This is a genomic window from Mycolicibacterium nivoides (assembly GCF_003855255.1).
In the GTDB taxonomy this organism is placed as follows: domain Bacteria; phylum Actinomycetota; class Actinomycetes; order Mycobacteriales; family Mycobacteriaceae; genus Mycobacterium; species Mycobacterium nivoides.
In genome coordinates, this window is sequence record NZ_CP034072.1 from 5,164,763 (window position 1) to 5,182,118 (window position 17,356).

The window sequence follows — 17,356 nt, forward strand, 5'->3', positions numbered from 1 at the left end:
CGACTTTCCGGAGAGCTGGTACGCCGGTCCGTTGGCCGCGATTCTGCGTCGGTTCGGCTGACTGTTTCCCACTTCAGCTCGTCCAAAACCCCATACGCACGGCACTAAGGACTAGATGCTGAGCAACGCTCAGGCTAGAACTACGATGTGCAGGTCAGGTGAGATGGGCAGGATGCAGCCAGCGCAACGTCCAACAATAGCGCAGAACGGCGCATTCCTCAACCACCACATATCCACTGCATGAATTGGGTCACCCGGCGCTGGCTGGCGTCCCTCAACCCTTCACACATGCTGCCCAACAGATTGGCCTGTCCATGGCCGTCCGTCAAGAGGTGACGCGCGGTTTGGTGCGCCGAACTCTGCCCCGGGCGGCAACTCCGGCAAACTGCCTGCCGAGCTCGGTCTACGCCGTACCCAACCCAGGTGCAGGACCCCGCGCCGTGAGGCGAAACGCGGGGTCGGCGTGCTTGATGGGCAGGCCCGCTGTGCGGATCACTGCCCACGAAACAAGTCAGGCCGGGCCCGTGGGCCCGGCCTGACTTGTTTCGAAACTCAGCTCTGGTGAGGAACCTCGATGGCTCCCGTCGGTGCGTCGTCCTCGACCGGGCGGTGGTGGCGCGCGGTGGGCTCGTCGCCGAACTGGTGCACCGGCAGCTTGTGCGTGCCCTCGAGGTCGTCGAGGATCGCGGCCTGCGCGGCGGGCGGCAGGGTGTGCAGGATCTCGCGCACGCGGGCCTGGCGCCGCGCCACGGCCTTGCGTTCGGGCATACCGGGGGTCGCCATCAGCTGCGGCGGCACACCCTCGATCTCCTCGACACCGCCGTCGTGCTGGCCGGCCTCCATCATGGCCTGCTCGGCGGCTGCGGTCGCCTCGTCCTTCTCCTCCGACATACCGATCGGCCCGATACGGCGACCGTTGAGGAACTGCTTGACCACGGGCTCCTCGCTGGTCAGCAGCACCTCGCGGGGGCCGAACATGACCAGCTGCTTGCGGAACAGCATGCCGATGTTGTCGGGCACGGTCCGGGCGATGTTGATGTTGTGCGTCACGATCAGCACCGTGGCGTCGATCTGCGCGTTGATGTCGATCAGCAGCTGGGACAGGTAGGCGGTACGGACGGGGTCCAGACCGGAGTCCGGCTCGTCGCACAGGATGATCTTCGGGTCGAGCACCAGGGCCCGGGCCAGGCCGGCGCGCTTGCGCATACCACCGGAGATCTCACCGGGGAACTTGTGGCCGTCATTGGGCATACCGACCAGGTCGAGCTTCTCCATGACGATGTTGCGGATTTCGCTCTCGCTCTTCTTCGTGTGCTCGCGCAACGGGAAGGCGGTGTTGTCATAGATGTTCATCGAGCCGAACAGCGCGCCGTCCTGGAACAGCACACCGAACAGGGTGCGGATCTCGTAGAGCTCCTTGGCCGAGCACTCCAAGATGTTGGTGCCGTCGATGACGATCGAGCCACGCTCGGGGCGCAGCAGGCCGATCAGGGACTTCAGGAACACCGATTTACCGGTACCCGACGGGCCCAGCAACACGCTGACCTCGCCCTCGGGAACCGTCAATGTGACGTCTTCCCAAATCTTTGACGATCCGAAAGATTTGCTCAGTCCCGTCACATCGATCTGGACGCCCATAAAGATCCTTCCGCCTACGGCTCACCCCGCCACCTGCTGCGGCCTGTGGCTTGAGTCACCATAGCGCACGGGGCACCGCCCACACATGCTTGTCTCCCAATAACCGGGAGTACCCGGACCCTGGGCGAACCAATCCTGCTCATACAAGCAAAGAACCCCCGAATCCGTAGGGATTCGGGGGTTCTTGCGGTCCAGTTTTGGACTACTTGACGGTGACGCTGGCGCCGGCGGCCTCGAGCTTGGCCTTGGCGTCCTCGGCGGCCTCCTTGCTGACCTTCTCCAGCAGCGGCTTGGGAGCGCCGTCGACCAGATCCTTGGCTTCCTTCAGGCCCAGGCCGGAGACGATCTCGCGGACGACCTTGATGACGCCGATCTTCTTGTCGCCGGCACCCTCGAGGATGACGTCGAATTCCGACTGCTCCTCGGCGGCCTCGGCGGCGGCCGGGGCGGCACCGGCGGCGGCAACGGCGACCGGAGCAGCAGCGGTGACCTCGAAGACCTCTTCGAACTGCTTCACGAACTCAGAGAGCTCCAGCAGGGTCATTTCCTTGAAAGCGTCGAGCAGTTCGTCGGTGGACAGCTTGGCCATGTTTATGGTCCTTCCTGAATTTTTCTTACAGATGTTGGGTGGTTTGTGCGGTTGCGGTTGAGCAGTTCAACCGAAGCAGCTACTAGGCAGCTTCGGTGGCAGCCTTCTTCTCCTGCAGCGCCGCGGCGAGGCGGGCAACCTGAGAAGCGGGCGCGTTGAACAGGCCTGCGGCCTTGGACAGGTTGCCCTTCATGGCACCTGCCAGCTTGGCGAGCAGAACCTCGCGCGACTCGAGGTCGGCGATCTTCTCGACCTCGGCGACGGACAGCGCTTTGCCGTCCATGTAGCCGCCCTTGATGATGAGCGCCTTGTTGTCCTTGGCGAACTTCTTGATCGCCTTGGCGGCGTCAACGGGCTCGCCCTTGACGAACGCGATCGCCGTGGGACCGGCGAACAGCTCGTCGAGACCTTCAATGCCGGCTTCGGACGCGGCGCGCTTCACCAGAGTGTTCTTGGCGACGGTGTACGAGGCGGAGTCGCCGAGGGAACGACGCAGATCAGCCAGGTTCGCCACAGTCAGCCCGCGGTACTCGGTGACGACGGTGGCCGTCGACGCCTTGAACTGCTCAGCAATGTCGGCAACCGCCGTGGCTTTATCAGCCTTGGCCATGCATGCCTCCTTGTGGTGGGTATCGGGCGCTCCACCAACTTGGGGCCGTGAAATGACGAACGCCCCGACGCAGACAGGTCGGGGCGCAGAGATATCCAGTACGAAACTGGTCTAGCCTCGTCCTCCTGCGTGGGCCGCCGGGACATTTCCCGGACCTTCAACCGATTGCTCGGTGACCGACGGTCTTCGGTGGAACCCGACCAGAGTAGCCGAGCACCCGCCAATCAGCCAAAACGAGCACGTTCCCCCCTCCGGCTCTGCACCGCGAGCGACCGTGTCTGTACGCCGACACGCCGCAAATCGCGTACCTGAGCGGTCGCTCGCGGTGCGTCACACCCCGCTGCCGGCCAGCACCAACAGCACGAACGCTCCCGCGAGCAGTCCCACCCTCACCCAGTGCAGACGGTCCCAGCGTCCGACCAGTTCGTGGAACTGTTCGGGGTCCTCGCCACCGTCCCCGTCGCCGCCGAATCCCGCCGCGACCCGGTTGTTGATCGGCACCAGCGTGGTCAGGGTGATCAGCATGACCAGTCCCATCAGCACCACTGCGGTGATGAGCAGCGGCCCGGGGCTCCACAGCGTGGCGGCGATCAGCAGTGCCACCGCACCGATGTACCAGAACGGCATCGCCATCCCGAGGATCCGGCCGCCGGTGCTGCGGGCCTGGCGATAGGCGGCATCGGGCAATCGCTGCAGGATCGGGTTGGTGAACGCGGCGACTCCGAACTCGACGCCGAGCAGCGGGCCGGTGATGATGATGGCGAGAATCTGAACGATTTCCTTCACACCATCGAGCCTGGTCAGTACGCTGACAAAAAACAATGTACTGACAAATTAGTCAGCATTCGAAGGGCCGGGTATGGCTGTTTCCAAGAAAGAGGTCGGCGAGTGCCCGATCGACGCGACGCTGTCGGTTATCGACGGCCGCTGGAAGGGCACCATCCTGTGGCGGTTGGCCGACGGGCCGATGCGCACCGCTGAACTGCGCCGCAGCATTCCCGACATCACCGAACGCATGCTCATCCGGCATCTGCACGATCTGGTCGACGCCGGGATCATCGACCGCCACGATGCGGGCACGGTGCCACCGTGCGTGCACTATTCGATCTCCGAGTACGGCAAGACGCTGGCGCCGGTACTGGGCGCATTGTGCGAATGGGGCCGTACCCACATGGAGATTCAGAAGCGGAAGCCTCAGCCACGCGCCAGGGCGGCCGCGCCGACCAGGCCGGCGTCCCCGCCGAGTTCGGCCGGCACCACCCGCAGCCCGCGCAGGAAGTCCAGCCCGGCGTAGTCCGCCAGCGCCGCACGGACCGGGTCGAACAGCAATGCCCCGGACTTGGCCACTCCCCCACCGATCACCACCAGGTCCAGGTCGCACACCGCGCCCACCGACGCGACCATGGCCGCGACCGCGCGGGCGCCGCGCTGAAACGCCTTGATGGCCAGATCATCTCCTCGATTTGCCGCATCGCCCAGCGCCTTGGCGTCGGTACCGTCCCAGCCCTGCCTGCGGGCCCACCGCACCATGCTCGGCCCCGACGCGATGGTTTCGACGCAGCCGTGCCCGCCGCACGTACACAGCTCACCGCCGTCGGGGGCGACGACGACGTGGCCGACGTGCCCGGCGTTACCGGTGCGGCCGTCGTACGGTGCGCCGTCGAGCACGAGGCCTCCACCGACCCCGGTCGACACCACCATGCCGAGCAGGAACTGCGCGCCCCGGCCCGCACCGCACCATTGCTCACCCAGTGCCATGCACAGCCCGTCGCCACCGAGCCGCACCGGCAACCTGGTGACACCTGAAACCCGGTCCACGATCGGAAACTGTTGCCACTCGGTGATATTGATCGGACTGACGGTGCCATTGGGCAGGTCGATCGGGCCGGCCGAGGCCACGCCGACGCCGGTCGCGGCTCCGTCCGCGGCCTGCACGGTCTCGGCGAGCAGCTTCTCGACGACAGCCCACACCGCCTCGGCATCACCGTCGGGGGTCGGCAGCTGGGCCCGATGGACCAGCTTCCCGTCGGGATCCACCAGGCCGGCGGCGATCTTGGTGCCGCCGATGTCGAGCGCCAGGGTCAGTGGCATCGGAAGGTCCCCTTAGTGCTTGTGGGTGTTGTCCGGTTGGCGGGGATCGCCGGGATGTTCGTATCCGGGCGCCAGCTGCACCAGAGCCGCGCAACGCGCATCGAGCCACTGCCGGAAGGCCTGCCTGCGCGCGGCTCCCCGCAAATGGGCGGCGATCTGATCGCGAACCTCATCGAGGGACGGCACGACAGGCCGCGTGCGCCATCCGTGCGGCCCGGCCGGCGTCTCGGCGAAGCGCAGCGGATTGCGTGCGTGGTACGCGGCCACCTCCTCATCCGAGACATCCACCGCAGCAGTGACATCGGCGAACACCGCCCGGGCCGAAGGTGCACCCAGCGTGGCGGCGGCGACACTGCCGATCTGCAGCCGGGCCGAGGTATCGGGCAGTACCTCGTCCAGGGTGGGAGCATCTTCATCGGACAGTTCGCACGCCAGGGCCTCGTCGTCGACCACCCGTTCGGCAACCACCAATTGGGTGAGCCAGCGACGCAGCTGACGCCCCTCGCTGGTTCCGGGGCGGGGCAGCGCCGACGCCCGGTTCCCCGCCCGCAACGCTGCCTCCCGGTCGTCGATCTCCTTGATCGACACCGGTTTTCCGGCCACCCGGGCCGCCCAAGTCACCTGGTTCATCGCACCATGACCTTTACGGCCGGTGAGTAGATCAGCCGTCCGGCACAACCCACCCGGATCAACGCCCACCATTCCCCAGGTTCGACCCACGACGGTGGTGCGACATCGAATCCGATCTGCGCCGTACCGCCCGCGGGCACTTCGACCCCCGCCGCGGCCGGCCCCATCCATTCCCACGTTCCCCACGGGCTGATGAGGTGCGCCTCGGCGGTCAGGTCGGCGAGTGCGTCGGTGCCGATCGTGACGGACAGCCGCGCGGTCTCACCTGCCTTGACGTCGACAGCATCCGGCTCGGACACCAGTTTGAGCACTTGGGCACTGGGCTCACCGATCGTGACGACGCAGACGTCCTCGACCACCTGCCGCCACGACGGCGGCAGGGCCGCACCTCCGCCGGTCACCGCGAGTTCGGCGCGCACCGGGTACAGCCCGGGTTGGGCCCCGGCCGGGATGCTCAGCACCACATCGGTTTCCAGATGCTCCCCGGGTGGCAGCACGTAGGACAGATCCGCGGGTTGCACCTCCCACCCCGGCGGAGCGGACAGTCTGACCCTGCCGTGCAGCGCCGCGTCGGTGCAATCGCTGGCCGCGGTGAGCCGGACGATCACTTCGGTATCGGGTTGCCCGGCAATGCTCTCCGGATGCAGATACGCCACGGCGGGCAGGCCGCCCAACGGGGCCGGGCCGCGATTGTGCAGCCAGTACCGGGCGTACAGCGGCTGAGCCGCCTCGGCCTCGGGTGCCAGCTGCCGGTGCTCGGCGCGCAGCATCCTGGGCAGGTTGAGCTGGGTGGACACCGTGGCGATCTGGTAGCCGTGCAGCCTCAGATCCGAAGGTTGCTCGGGCAGCGGCTCCTCCAGCAGGTTCAGGTTCGCGGCGGCCGAGACCGCGCGCAGGCCGGAGCGGATGGTGACCTCTGCGGCGCCGCCGGTGATCTCGACCAGCCGCGCCGTGACCCCATCGGCCGGGTCGGTGCTGCGTGCGCTGCCCGACGCCAGCGGATTGCCGGCGGCCTTGAGCGCGCCGAGTTGCACCGACCCGGCGGGCTCGATCTCCAGCAGTGATCCCCACGCCGGCAGCCCGCCGGCGGCGTCCGAGTCGACGACCACCGGCTGCAGCGGGCGGTTGAACTCCGCGGCGCTGGGGGCGACTCGCGCGGTCCGCCAGTCACCGGCGCCGCTGACCAGTGCGTAGTCGAATGTGTGTGTCCAGTGCTGCAATTGGAAGTTGGATCCGTCCGGTGCCGTGCGCCGCGGCGGGTCGATCCAGGTGCCGGACGGCCAGCCGGTGCAGGACCGCATGAGCGACGTGTGCAGGGTGCCGTCCGGCTCGACCGCGAAGCTCGGCACACCGCGGTTCAGCAGTGCCACCGTGCGGGCCTCGAACGGCTCGGCCGCCGCGAAGGCTCGTTGGGTGACAACGATCTCGGCGTGGCCCAGCTCATCGACCACCGCGTCGAGGTCGCCGGCCAGGATCAGCACCGGCAGGGTGCGTACCCCGCGCAGATCGGCGCCGGGCACCCAGTGTTCGATCAACGGCGCGGCAGCGGGCACCCACACCCGAGCCGATCCGGTTGCGTCGATCTGACGCTTGAGTTCGTCGGCGTAGGCGACGTCGGCCTCGGCGAGAACAGCTGCGGTGAAGGGGTTTTCATCCGGGCCGCCGAGCGCGAACCGGGTGTCGGGCAGGTTGGAGTCCACGCTGAGATCGCCGTAGCGCGGCTTGTCGGCGGCGCTGCAGGTGGCGGTGACGCCGGCCCGCACCAGGGCCACCATCAGATCGCGGGGGCTCACCCCGTCGGGAGCGACCACCTCGGCCACCGAGACCGCCCGGACCGCCGACCCGATGCGCACCCGTACCGCCGAGGACAGCCCGAACCAACCGTAGGCCGGGTTGTCCAGCGTCCACGGGTGTTGCGCGGCATCCACGGCGTGATGATCCGAACCGTCGTGCAGCAGCCCGAATCCGCGCCCGATCACCGCGTCGCCGACCTCGCTCACCGGCAACGCGCCGGGCACCGGGCAGGGCCACCGCAGCCGGACCAGGCGGTCCGCACCGACGAATTCGTCGATGACCGTGCGGCAGTCGACGCGGTCCACACCCGACCAGAGCGTGATGATCTGGGTGTAGCGCAACAGGCCTGGGATGCGGCCCCGCACGATCACCCGCTGCCCGAGCGGGCTCTGATAGCACTGCACGTCGTCGGCCGGGCCGGCCGAGGAGCACACCACCGGCCCCGTCGGCAGCAGGTGCCAGGGCCCTTCCCCGGCTTGGGGGTGGGCCGAATACTCCTCGTAGACGGCCAGTTCGTTGCCGACGCCGCCGTCGGCGATGAGCTCGCGCCCGTCGTCCACGAGCGAGCACACCGCACCGCCGCGGGCGGCATCGACGCGCAGCCGGTACCGGTCGTTGGCGATCTCGTCCCCGGCCAGCGATTTCCAGCCGCCCGCCGCCCCGGAGACGAAACGGTAGGACCGCCAGCCCAGCGACGGCACGTCACGGGCCAGCCAGCTGACCGTGGCTCCGTCATGCTCGACGAGTACGGGCACCTCGTTGCCGTCGCTGTCGAGCACCGCACCGGAGAACGGCGTGTCCAGGTGCACCGTGACGATGTCGGTCCGGTTGTGCGCCACGGCATTCCACACGATCACTGATCCATCGACCGCCTCGGACAACAGGCCCAGCGCGTTGTCCCGGGCGGTGACGCCCAGCTCCCACGCGTCGCGCCAGCCGGTCAGCAGGTCGAGGTAGACCTGATCGGACTCCGATCCGGTGATGGCGTCGTGATGCGCACCGTAGGCCAGCTGCACCCAGGCCTTGGCCATTGCGGCCTGCGGATAGTCCGCGCCGCCGAGCAACCCGGCGAACACCGAGAACCGCTCCGCGTCGAGCACCGCATCCTCGGCGGCCCGGTTGGCCTGTTTGGTGTCGATGTAGGAGACGTCCTTGCCGGTGTAGATCGGGTTCATGTCGCGGGTCTGCGGGGACGGCGCGATCCCGCGCTCGTCGACTTCGGCCCGCACCGCGGTGAAGAATTCGGACGGCAGGGCGCACACGAACTTCGGCCAGGCGTACCGCGAGTTCCAGTCGCGGTGGATCTGGGTGACCCATTTGTTGGGCGGGGTGTAGTCGGTGCCGACCGGCAGGAGCACGTTGCGGGTCAACGCAACTCGCTTGAGTTTGGTGAACAGGGTGTAGGCGGATTCCTCGGCCTCGGCCAGTGAGGCAGCGGAGTCCATCCACCATCCGGCCGAATAGTGCGCAGGCATGTAGTGGGTGAGAAGCCCGCGGCCCGAGGGCGCGATCCACTCGAACTCGCTCGCGAACTGCATGCGCTCCGGGTCGCCGTCGTTCTGCATCGGGCCCCACTGGTGGTGCGGCCCACGCGCCCACGAACTCGAGGTCAGGCCGACGTCGGCCGCCATCCCGGGAAACTGCGGATCGTGCCCGAACACGTCGAGCTGCCAGGCGGTGGCGGGGTCAGCACCCAGCACGTCACGCTGAAAACCCATGCCCGACACGAAATTCCGGATCGCGGTCTCTGGGCTGGTGAGGTTGGTGTTGGGTTCGTTGTAGGTGCCGCCCATGATCTCGACGCGCCCCTGCGCGATGAACCGGCGCAGATCGGCCCGGTCTTCGGGACGGGCATCCCAGTACGGCTTGAGGTAGTCCACCTCGGCCAGCACGAACTTGTATTCGGGTTCGCGCCGGGCTATTTCCAGGTGTGCGTGCACCAGGTCGAAGCCGTTGGTCTGGCGGCACTGCCCGGGCGGGTCCTCGGTCCACACGCTGGTATAGGCGGCCTGGGTGTTCCACCAGACGGGGTCGTAGTGGAAGTGGCTGATCATGTACATCGTCCAGCCCGGTTCGGCGACGGTGAACTCGAAGTCGATCGAGCCGACCCGCGCCCGCCGGATCTCGCCGGGCACGCCGCGCTCGACGTCCACCGGCACCTCGACGGTTCCGTCTCCGGCTGCGGCGATCGCCTCACCGGAGAGCCCGTCCCCGCTGACCCGCACGGGCGTCGGCGCGGCGCAGGCCTCGTATCGCACCCGCACCAGCTGCCGAGGGGCATCCTCCGGCCCGGCAAACAGCTCCGTCGTCTCCACTGACGTGACGTGCATCTGGAAAACCCTACGACTTCAAGGCACCGAAATGTCGACGACCAGTGCCCGATGATCCGAAATCGGCAGGTGCGGTGCGGCGTATGCGGTGGCGGCCAGCGTGGGGTCGTCGGTGAGGATGTGGTCGAGTTGCGTCGTCGGCGTGTCGGCAGGGAAGGTCGGGGCGGCGCCGAGCGGACGCCAGCGCTCCGGGGCGCCCGAGTTCAGGTCTCCCATGAGAATCCTCGGGCCCGGAAAGCCGCTCAGATCCCGCAGCAGATGCCGCAGTTGCACCCGGTTCCACCCCGGCACGAACGACAGGTGGGTATTGGCCACCGAGATCGGACCGAGCGGCGTATCGACGCGGGCCACCATCGCGGCCCTGGGCTCCTCGTGAACGATCCGGAACCGGCGGATCCCCGAGACGTACATCGGGAACCGAACCGGTATCCGCGGGAGCCGCAACACTTGCCAGTTCTCGACCGGATAGCGGGTGAGCAGGGCGATGCCGTAAGCGGCGGTTCCGGGTTGTTCACGTCCGGTCGCGGCCATCCAGGTGGCACCGGGCGTTCCGGAGATCGCGGCGACGAACCGGTGGTGCACGGCGTTCATCGCGTCGGCGGCCACGGCGGTGAGGTCGGCCTTTCCCGAGCGCGGCTGATCCAGGTCGACTTCCTGCAGCGCGAGGATGTCGGCGTCGAGTTCGGCCACCGCAGCGGCCAGTCTGCCCAGGTCGACATCGCCGTCGTGGACACTGCGCCCGTGCAGGATGTTGAAAGTGGCCAGCCGCATGGGTACTCAGTACCCACAACGGCATCGGCTCCATCATCCGAAGCCCCACAGACCTTGGATCGCGCATGCTCGACCGCAACGACGCACTCCGTGACGCGCTGAAACGCGCCGCGTCGGCGTTCAAGGCGCACGGACCGCGGTTCGCCCTGGCCGGCAGCTACGCGCTGTGGGCCTACGGTGCACCCGAACCGGTGCACGACGTCGACTTCGTGGTCGCAGAGGCCGACGCCGAGGCGGCCGAGGTGACGTTGCGCAAGGCCGGATTCCAGATCGTGCACGTCCCCGAGGACTGGTTGTTCAAGGCCTATCCCGACGACGACGTCCTGGTCGACGTGCTCTACCAACTCAACGGGGCGTCGGTGGATGTGACCACCCTCGGATCCGCCGAGGTGCTCGACGTCCTGGCGATCCGGATGCCGGTCCTGCCGCCGACAGTGGTGGTGTCGGAAAGGCTGCGGTCACTCAACGAGCACCACTGCGACTTCGCGGCGCTGCTGCCCGCCGCCCGTGCGGTGCGCGAGCAGGTCGACTGGGATGCGGTGCGGGTCGCGACCGCCGACAACGACTTCGCCGCCGCGTTCCTGATGCTCATCGACCGGCTCGGCATCAGCTAGTTCCCCTGAGCGGCGGCGTGCAGGCGTGCGGCCACGACTCCGACGGCAGCCGCCACCTCGGGCGGTTCCAGCACCTCGAAGTCGTAGCCCACGGTGGCGAAGTACAGCACCATACGTTCGGGGTCGTCGGCGCCGGCGGTGACGATGCAGGCGTCGGGCCCGTCCGCCTCGACTGTGGCCGACGCTGGTGGAAACTTCTGTGCCACAACTGCTTGCGGCGCCTGGTACCGCACCCGGGCGCTGTAGCGGTAAGGCGAGGAGCTGATCGAGCGGCGCACATAGTCGGCCGCGTCCGGGGCCTCCCGCGGCGTGAACGTGCTGCCTCGCGCCACGACCGCCGACATCCGGTCCAGCCGCAGGCTCCGCCAGTCTTCGCGGTCACGGTCATAGGTCATCAGGTACCAGCGCCGTCCGGTGGTCACCAGTTGATAGGGCTCCAACCGTCGCTGGGTGTGGTTGCCCCGGATATCGGTGTAGTCGGCGCTGACGTGTTCATGGTCGCGGCAGGCCCGGGCCAGGGTCATCAGCACGTCGGGCTCCACCGGTGCGTCCGACGAGTTCGGGGCCAGGGTGACGGTCGCGTCGTGCACCGCCGAGACCTGCGAACGCAACCGCGCGGGCATGACCTGGTCGAGCTTGGACAGCGCCCGGAGGGCGGATTCCCCGACGCCCGCGACGCTTCCGCCTGCGGCCAACCGCAGGCAGACGGCCATCGCGACGGCCTCGTCGGGGTCGAGCAGCAGCGGTGGCAGCGCCGCGCCGGCACCGAGCTGGTAGCCGCCGCCCTGCCCCTTGCTGGCGTGGACGGGATACCCGAGTTCCCGCAACCGCTCGATGTCGCGACGGACGCTGCGCGTGGTGACGTCGAGCCGTTCGGCCAACTCCTCACCCGTCCACACCCGGCGCGACTGCAGCAGTCCGAGGAGTTGCAGCACCCGGCCGGTGGTTTCGCTGCTCACGGCCATGCAACAAGTGTGCCGCACTTTTAGGACCGAGACTGTCCTATATGCATGAGACGGTATTCCTATGTGGACAAACCTCCTGGCCGACCAACTGGACTTCCACTGGACCCATCAATTGAGGCCGCGATTGGACGGCCTGACCGACGACGAGTACTTCTGGCAGCCGGTGAAAGACTGCTGGACCGTTCACCCCGACGGCGCCATCGACTTCAGTTATCCACCGCCACAACCGGAACCGTTCACCACCATCGCGTGGCGACTGGCGCACGTGATCGTCGGTGTGTTCGCGATGCGCAACCACTCACACTTCGGCGGACCGCCGGCCGATTACGAGTCCTGGCCGTATGCCACTGATGCGGCCAGTGCCCTGAAACAACTCGACGACACATACCGACATTGGATCGACGGGGTCCGAAGCCTCGACGAAAACGACCTGCAGAAGCCGTGCGGGCCCGCCGAAGGGCCGTACGGTGATGAGCCGATGGCCGTGCTGGTCCTGCACATCAACCGGGAGGTAATCCACCACGGCGCCGAAATCGCTTGTATCCGTGACCTTTACGTGCACTCCAACCAAACAGCCCACAACAGCAAGGAGAACTGAGCCATGCCAGGAATGCCCCCGCCGGCCACCGACGAACGTCAGACCCTGATCGAGTTCGTCGCCTTTCAGCAGAACGCCTTCCTCGCGGTCGCGCACGGCCTGACCGATGAGCAGGCCCGATCCACCCCGTCGGTGAGCGCGCTGTCGATCGGTGGGCTGATCAAACACGTCACCGGGATGCAGCAGGCGTGGACCGCGCGCGCCGAGCACGCGCCGCAGTTTCCGCCGCCGGACCCCCGCCCGTTCGAGAAACAGATGGCCGATTACGCCGACCAGTACGTGATGCGCGACGACGAGTCGCTTGCCGGACTACTCGAGGCGTTCAAGGCCCAAAACGCCGAGACGCTGCGAATTTTCGCCGAGCGGGACCTCGACACCGCCGTTCCGGTGCCCCGCGATGTGCCGTGGTTCCCGCAGGACGTCGACAACTGGTCGGTGCGGTGGGTGGCCATGCACGTGATCGAGGAACTCAGCCGGCACGCCGGCCATGCCGACATCATCCGCGAATCCATCGACCGCGCCACGATGTACGAGTTGCTGGCGGCCGAGGAGCAATGGCCCGAGACTGAGTGGATCAAGCGCTGGCGGCCCGCCGAACACCGTCCGGCCTAATTGGCGGCACCGCCGCTTCGCCTATTTGGCGGCACCGCCGCTTCGCCTATTTGGCGGCACCGCCGCCGAGCACCAGGCGTAGCGCGTAATCCACCACGACCCCAAGGTCGTCGCCCAGGTTCCCGCCCAGCCACTGCTGGGCAAGCTCGGCCATCGCCCCCGTGTACATGGCCGCGCCGACCTGGGCGGCGACCGGGTCCGAGCCCGGATTGAGCCGACCGCCCTCGGACAGCACGGCCTCGCGCAACAGGTCCTGGGTCGCCGCGCGCCGCGCGGCCAAGACGGGGTTGGCCCTGGCGTCGGTGAACAGCACCCGGCCCCGCCGCGGGTCGGCCGAACTGAAGCCCAGCACGGCGGCGATTCCGGCGCGGGTTCGGGCCCGCAGGGAGTCCCCGGCCCCGGTCATCGCCGCATCGACATCGGCCGCCAGGGCCGCACTCACCTGGTCGTACACCGCGCCGAGCAGATCGTCGGTGTCGGCGAAGCTCTCGTAGAAGTAGCGGGTGTTGAGACCGCATTCTCGGCAGACCGAACGCACCGACGTCGCGGCTTCCCCACCGTCCCCGAACAGCCGGAACGCCGCATCGACGAGCAGCGCGCGGCGTTCGGCGCGGCGGTCCGTCAGCGGAACGCCGGCCCATCGAGTCGGGCTGGACATTCCTCCAGACTAGATCTGGTCACACCCGTACCCAAAATGTATTCTGGCTACAGACGTAACCAGAAGGGGGTTCACGGTGAACATGCCGCACCAGGTGCTCGAGCAGATGCTGCAGCGGAAGTTCGACAAGGACATTCGTCAGCACTACTTCCGCGGCATGGAGTTCGCCGGGCCGGCGGGCGATCCGGGATGGTTCGGTCCGGGCAGTGCTGTCTGGCATGTCCACTCCCACACCGAGGCACTGATCTTCGGCCTGCAGTGCGCGGCTTTCATCGAACGCCTCGATCCGTCGATCTATTGGATGGGCATGCACCATTCGCGGCTGGTCAAGCGCGACGAGAACGGCACCGCCATTCCGGTCATCGACCCGCAGGGCGCAGCCGTCCGGCTGGGCCACTCCATCGCGTTCTTCATCGGCACCGCCTACGGCAACACCGAGACCGCCGAACGGGTGGCCAAGACCGTGCGCGCCATGCACCACACCATCAAGGGCACCCGCCCCGACGGCGCGGCCTACGACGCCGACGATCCGGACTGGCTGCGCTGGAACTATGCGACCGTGGTGTGGGGGCTGGCCACCGCGCACGAGATCTACCATCCGAACCCGTTGCGGGGTAAGAAACTTGACCGCTACTACGGGGAGTTCATCCGCGTCGGACATGCCTTGGGTGGCACCGACCTGCCGGAAACCAAGGCCGAGACGCTGGATTGCCTGCACTCCTACCTGCCCAAGCTGGCGCTCACTCATGGGGCCGCCATGGCCACCGGCCCCAACCTGCCGATGCCGCAGAGCGCCGTGGACTGGGCGATTCGCGACACCATGCCGACGTGGGCCAAGCAGCTGATCGGGCACACCGATCCGAACCCGATCGAGCGGGCGGGCCGGCGGGCTCTGGTGTGGTCGATCATCAACGGACTGCACACCGCGGCGGGCACCACCCTGGAGTTCCGGGCAGCGCAAAAGCGGGTCGCCGGCGGCACCACCGTGTCGCACACCGAGCCCTCCTACGTGCCCGGCAGCGACCCGATTCTCAGCCGCGAAGCGGTCGAAGAGAGTTTCGCATCGGTGTGACTCACGGCACAGATGTTTTTGGCCGCACCGTGGCCTTTGAGACACTGCAGCTATGAGCACTACGCCGCCGAAAACCAAGCACCGCGAGGTCGCCAGGCTGAGTCGGGTGCCGTTGCCTGTGGAGGCCGCCCGTATCGGCGCCACCGGATGGCAGATCACCCGCACCGGGGTCCGCGTCGCCGCCAACATGTTCGGCAAAGGGTCCCTGCAGCACAAGATCATCAAGCAGGTGCCGCAGACGTTCTCCGATCTGGGTCCCACCTACGTCAAGTTCGGCCAGATCATCGCGTCGAGCCCCGGCGCCTTCGGTGAGCCGCTGAGCCGCGAATTCCGCAGCCTGCTCGACCGGGTGCCGCCGGCCGACACTGACGAGGTGCACAAGCTATTCGTCGAGGAACTCGGCGACGAGCCCACGAACCTGTTCAAGAGCTTCGACGAGAAGCCGTTCGCCTCGGCCTCGATCGCGCAGGTGCACTACGCCACGTTGCACAGCGGCGAGGAGGTGGTGGTCAAGATCCAGCGTCCCGGAATCCGTCGCCGCGTCGCCGCCGACCTGCAGATCCTCAAGCGAGGCGCGCAGCTCGTGGAGCTCGCCAAGCTGGGCCGGCGGCTGTCCGCTCAGGATGTGGTCGCCGACTTCGCCGACAATCTGGCCGAGGAGCTCGACTTCCGGCTGGAAGCCCAGTCGATGGACGCGTGGGTGTCGCACATGCACTCCTCCCCACTCGGCGAGAACATCCGGGTACCCCAGGTGTACTGGGACCTGACCAGCCAGCGGGTACTGACGATGGAACGGGTCACCGGGGTGCGTATCGACGACGTGGCCGCGATCCGCAAGAAGGGCTTCGACGGCACCGCGCTGGTCAAGGCTTTGCTGTTCAGCGTGTTCGAGGGCGGCCTGAAGCACGGCCTGTTCCACGGGGACCTGCATGCTGGCAATCTGTACGTCGACGACGGCGGCAAGATCGTGTTCTTCGACTTCGGCATCATGGGCCGCATCGACCCGCGGACCCGGTGGCTGTTGCGCGAGCTCGTGTATGCGCTGCTGGTCAAGAAGGACCATGCGGCCGCGGGCAAGATCGTGGTGCTGATGGGGGCCGTGGGGACGGTGAAACCCGAGGCGCAGGCCGCCAAGGATCTGGAAAAGTTCGCTACCCCGCTGACCATGAAGTCGCTCGGGGATATGTCCTACGCCGAAATCGGCAAGCAACTCTCGGCACTGGCCGATGCCTACGACGTCAAACTGCCCCGCGAACTGGTGTTGATCGGCAAGCAGTTCCTCTACGTCGAGCGCTACATGAAGCTGCTGGCACCGCAGTGGCAGATGATGAACGACCCTCAGCTCACCGGGTACTTCGCCAACTTCATGGTGGACATCAGCCGCGAACACAAAGATTCAGACGGGCCCGACGACGGGATCGAGGCCTGAGTGGCCGGCATGAAGGTGCGGTCCGGATTCGCCAAGTCGTCCGCGGAACCCGGCGATGTCGACCTCTACTACGAGGACATGGGTGACCCGAACGATCCGGCCGTGCTGCTGATCATGGGCCTGGGCGCGCAGATGCTGTTGTGGCGCACCGGTTTCTGCGAAAAGCTGGTGAGCCAGGGATTGCGGGTCATCCGGTACGACAACCGGGACGTGGGCCTGTCCACGAAGTTGTCCGGCCGGCGAGTGGACTCCCCGCTGCCGGTGCGGATGGCCCGGTCATTTCTGGGCCTGCGCAGCCCGTCGGTCTACACGCTCGAAGACGTCGCCGATGACGCGGCCGCCCTGCTCGACCACCTCAACATCGATAACGCTCACATCGTCGGCGGCTCGATGGGCGGCATGATCGCCCAGGTGTTCGCGGCCCGGCACGCGCAGCGCACCAAGTCGCTGGCGGTGATCTTCTCCAGCAACAACCAGCCGCTGCTGCCGCCGCCCGGCATCAAGCAGCTGCTGTCGGTGATCACCGGCCCGCCGGCGAATTCGTCGCGAGAAGCCATCATCGACAACGCTGTTCGGATCAGCAGGATCAACGGCAGCCCCGGCTACCCCACTCCCGAGGATGAGATCCGGGCCCAGGCCGCCGAGCTGTACGACCGCGCCTACTACCCAGCCGGCATCGCCCGGCATTTCGACGCCATTCTCGGCAGCGGCAGCCTGCGCCACCACGACAAGCGGATCAGTGTGCCCACCGTGGTGATCCACGGTCGCTCCGACCGGCTGATGCGCCCGTTCGGGGGCCGTGCGGTGGCCCGCGCGATCGCCGGTGCCCGGCTCGTGTTGATCGACGGAATGGGCCATGAGCTCCCCGAACCCGTGTGGGACGAAATCGTCGGCGAGCTCAAGACGAACTTCGCCATTGCCACCTGATCTCTGCATCTGCAACGTTAATTCCTTT

At 67.3% G+C, this 17,356-nt stretch carries 17 protein-coding genes; 7 read left to right on the forward strand and 10 right to left on the reverse strand.

Features of this window, described 5'->3' with window-relative positions; genetic code table 11:
* Positions 1-552: 552 nt before the first annotated feature.
* The 4 genes from EH231_RS25225 to EH231_RS25240 form a co-directional block, all read right to left on the reverse strand.
* On the reverse strand, positions 553-1,638 hold the full coding sequence (locus EH231_RS25225) for an ABC transporter ATP-binding protein (RefSeq protein WP_090424577.1): 1,086 nt from the start codon (positions 1,636-1,638) through the stop codon (positions 553-555).
* A 202-nt stretch (positions 1,639-1,840) separates the two neighbouring features.
* Entirely contained in the window at positions 1,841-2,227 is a 387-nt protein-coding gene (gene rplL / locus EH231_RS25230; RefSeq protein ID WP_064932920.1) for a 50S ribosomal protein L7/L12, read from the reverse strand.
* Between the two features lie 82 nt (positions 2,228-2,309).
* Positions 2,310-2,837: a 50S ribosomal protein L10 gene (gene rplJ, locus EH231_RS25235; protein WP_090424576.1), complete on the reverse strand. Its 528-nt coding sequence runs from the start codon at positions 2,835-2,837 to the stop codon at positions 2,310-2,312.
* A 330-nt stretch (positions 2,838-3,167) separates the two neighbouring features.
* A complete protein-coding gene (locus tag EH231_RS25240) occupies positions 3,168-3,623 on the reverse strand; it encodes an anthrone oxygenase family protein (protein ID WP_124713531.1) in 456 nt (151 codons plus the stop codon).
* Positions 3,624-3,696: 73 nt separating this feature from the next.
* Between EH231_RS25240 and EH231_RS25245 the strand changes: the two genes are divergently transcribed.
* Entirely contained in the window at positions 3,697-4,131 is a 435-nt protein-coding gene (locus EH231_RS25245) for a winged helix-turn-helix transcriptional regulator (protein ID WP_090424574.1), read from the forward strand.
* Here EH231_RS25245 and EH231_RS25250 read toward each other — a convergent pair.
* From EH231_RS25250 to EH231_RS25265, 4 genes are read right to left on the reverse strand one after another with little or no spacing between them, the layout of a single operon-like run.
* Positions 4,032-4,928, reverse strand: a complete 897-nt coding sequence (locus tag EH231_RS25250; RefSeq protein ID WP_124713532.1) for an ROK family protein — start codon at positions 4,926-4,928, stop codon at positions 4,032-4,034. The two genes, EH231_RS25245 and EH231_RS25250, sit on opposite strands and share 100 nt — an antisense overlap.
* 12 nt (positions 4,929-4,940) lie before the next feature.
* Entirely contained in the window at positions 4,941-5,558 is a 618-nt protein-coding gene (locus tag EH231_RS25255; RefSeq protein WP_090424572.1) for a DUF7158 domain-containing protein, read from the reverse strand.
* The gene (locus tag EH231_RS25260; protein ID WP_124713533.1) at positions 5,555-9,682 is read right to left on the reverse strand and encodes a glycoside hydrolase family 38 N-terminal domain-containing protein; all 4,128 of its coding nucleotides are present in this window, start codon (positions 9,680-9,682) and stop codon (positions 5,555-5,557) included. The genes EH231_RS25255 and EH231_RS25260 overlap by 4 nt, the downstream gene beginning before the upstream one ends.
* A gap of 18 nt (positions 9,683-9,700) precedes the next feature.
* Positions 9,701-10,453, reverse strand: a complete 753-nt coding sequence (locus tag EH231_RS25265) for an endonuclease/exonuclease/phosphatase family protein (RefSeq protein ID WP_164481010.1) — start codon at positions 10,451-10,453, stop codon at positions 9,701-9,703.
* 65 nt (positions 10,454-10,518) lie between these two features.
* Between EH231_RS25265 and EH231_RS25270 the strand changes: the two genes are divergently transcribed.
* Complete coding sequence (locus EH231_RS25270) at positions 10,519-11,067, forward strand: hypothetical protein (RefSeq protein ID WP_124713534.1); 549 nt, start codon at positions 10,519-10,521, stop codon at positions 11,065-11,067.
* Here EH231_RS25270 and EH231_RS25275 read toward each other — a convergent pair.
* Positions 11,064-12,032 (reverse strand): helix-turn-helix transcriptional regulator, encoded by a 969-nt coding sequence (locus EH231_RS25275; RefSeq protein WP_090424569.1) that lies wholly within the window; start codon positions 12,030-12,032, stop codon positions 11,064-11,066. The two genes, EH231_RS25270 and EH231_RS25275, sit on opposite strands and share 4 nt — an antisense overlap.
* A 61-nt stretch (positions 12,033-12,093) precedes the next feature.
* Between EH231_RS25275 and EH231_RS25280 the strand changes: the two genes are divergently transcribed.
* Both EH231_RS25280 and EH231_RS25285 read left to right on the forward strand, forming a co-directional pair.
* Positions 12,094-12,630 (forward strand): DinB family protein, encoded by a 537-nt coding sequence (locus EH231_RS25280; RefSeq protein ID WP_090424568.1) that lies wholly within the window; start codon positions 12,094-12,096, stop codon positions 12,628-12,630.
* A gap of 3 nt (positions 12,631-12,633) precedes the next feature.
* Positions 12,634-13,242 carry a DinB family protein gene (locus EH231_RS25285; protein ID WP_090424567.1) on the forward strand — a complete coding sequence of 203 codons (609 nt, stop codon included), beginning with the start codon at positions 12,634-12,636 and terminating at the stop codon, positions 13,240-13,242.
* Between the two features lie 46 nt (positions 13,243-13,288).
* Here EH231_RS25285 and EH231_RS25290 read toward each other — a convergent pair whose 3' ends face one another.
* On the reverse strand, positions 13,289-13,900 hold the full coding sequence (locus EH231_RS25290; protein ID WP_090424566.1) for a TetR/AcrR family transcriptional regulator: 612 nt from the start codon (positions 13,898-13,900) through the stop codon (positions 13,289-13,291).
* A 76-nt stretch (positions 13,901-13,976) separates the two neighbouring features.
* Between EH231_RS25290 and EH231_RS25295 the strand changes: the two genes are divergently transcribed.
* From EH231_RS25295 to EH231_RS25305, 3 genes are read left to right on the forward strand one after another with little or no spacing between them, the layout of a single operon-like run.
* On the forward strand, positions 13,977-14,972 hold the full coding sequence (locus tag EH231_RS25295; protein ID WP_124713535.1) for an oxygenase MpaB family protein: 996 nt from the start codon (positions 13,977-13,979) through the stop codon (positions 14,970-14,972).
* A 52-nt stretch (positions 14,973-15,024) separates the two neighbouring features.
* A complete protein-coding gene (locus EH231_RS25300; protein WP_090424564.1) occupies positions 15,025-16,401 on the forward strand; it encodes an ABC1 kinase family protein in 1,377 nt (458 codons plus the stop codon).
* A gap of 9 nt (positions 16,402-16,410) precedes the next feature.
* Positions 16,411-17,328 (forward strand): alpha/beta fold hydrolase, encoded by a 918-nt coding sequence (locus EH231_RS25305; RefSeq protein ID WP_090424876.1) that lies wholly within the window; start codon positions 16,411-16,413, stop codon positions 17,326-17,328.
* The last annotated feature ends 28 nt before the right edge of the window (positions 17,329-17,356 follow it).

Coding starts and splice junctions, on each gene's coding strand:
- EH231_RS25225 (WP_090424577.1), bottom strand. CDS start 1,638: ATGGGCGTCCAGATCGATGTGACGGGACTGAGCAAATCTTTCGGATCG.
- rplL (WP_064932920.1), bottom strand. CDS start 2,227: ATGGCCAAGCTGTCCACCGACGAACTGCTCGACGCTTTCAAGGAAATG.
- rplJ (WP_090424576.1), bottom strand. CDS start 2,837: ATGGCCAAGGCTGATAAAGCCACGGCGGTTGCCGACATTGCTGAGCAG.
- EH231_RS25245 (WP_090424574.1), top strand. CDS start 3,697: ATGGCTGTTTCCAAGAAAGAGGTCGGCGAGTGCCCGATCGACGCGACG.
- EH231_RS25250 (WP_124713532.1), bottom strand. CDS start 4,928: ATGCCACTGACCCTGGCGCTCGACATCGGCGGCACCAAGATCGCCGCC.
- EH231_RS25255 (WP_090424572.1), bottom strand. CDS start 5,558: ATGAACCAGGTGACTTGGGCGGCCCGGGTGGCCGGAAAACCGGTGTCG.
- EH231_RS25260 (WP_124713533.1), bottom strand. CDS start 9,682: ATGCACGTCACGTCAGTGGAGACGACGGAGCTGTTTGCCGGGCCGGAG.
- EH231_RS25265 (WP_164481010.1), bottom strand. CDS start 10,453: ATGCGGCTGGCCACTTTCAACATCCTGCACGGGCGCAGTGTCCACGAC.
- EH231_RS25270 (WP_124713534.1), top strand. CDS start 10,519: ATGCTCGACCGCAACGACGCACTCCGTGACGCGCTGAAACGCGCCGCG.
- EH231_RS25275 (WP_090424569.1), bottom strand. CDS start 12,032: ATGGCCGTGAGCAGCGAAACCACCGGCCGGGTGCTGCAACTCCTCGGA.
- EH231_RS25280 (WP_090424568.1), top strand. CDS start 12,094: ATGTGGACAAACCTCCTGGCCGACCAACTGGACTTCCACTGGACCCAT.
- EH231_RS25285 (WP_090424567.1), top strand. CDS start 12,634: ATGCCAGGAATGCCCCCGCCGGCCACCGACGAACGTCAGACCCTGATC.
- EH231_RS25290 (WP_090424566.1), bottom strand. CDS start 13,900: ATGTCCAGCCCGACTCGATGGGCCGGCGTTCCGCTGACGGACCGCCGC.
- EH231_RS25300 (WP_090424564.1), top strand. CDS start 15,025: ATGAGCACTACGCCGCCGAAAACCAAGCACCGCGAGGTCGCCAGGCTG.
- EH231_RS25305 (WP_090424876.1), top strand. CDS start 16,411: ATGAAGGTGCGGTCCGGATTCGCCAAGTCGTCCGCGGAACCCGGCGAT.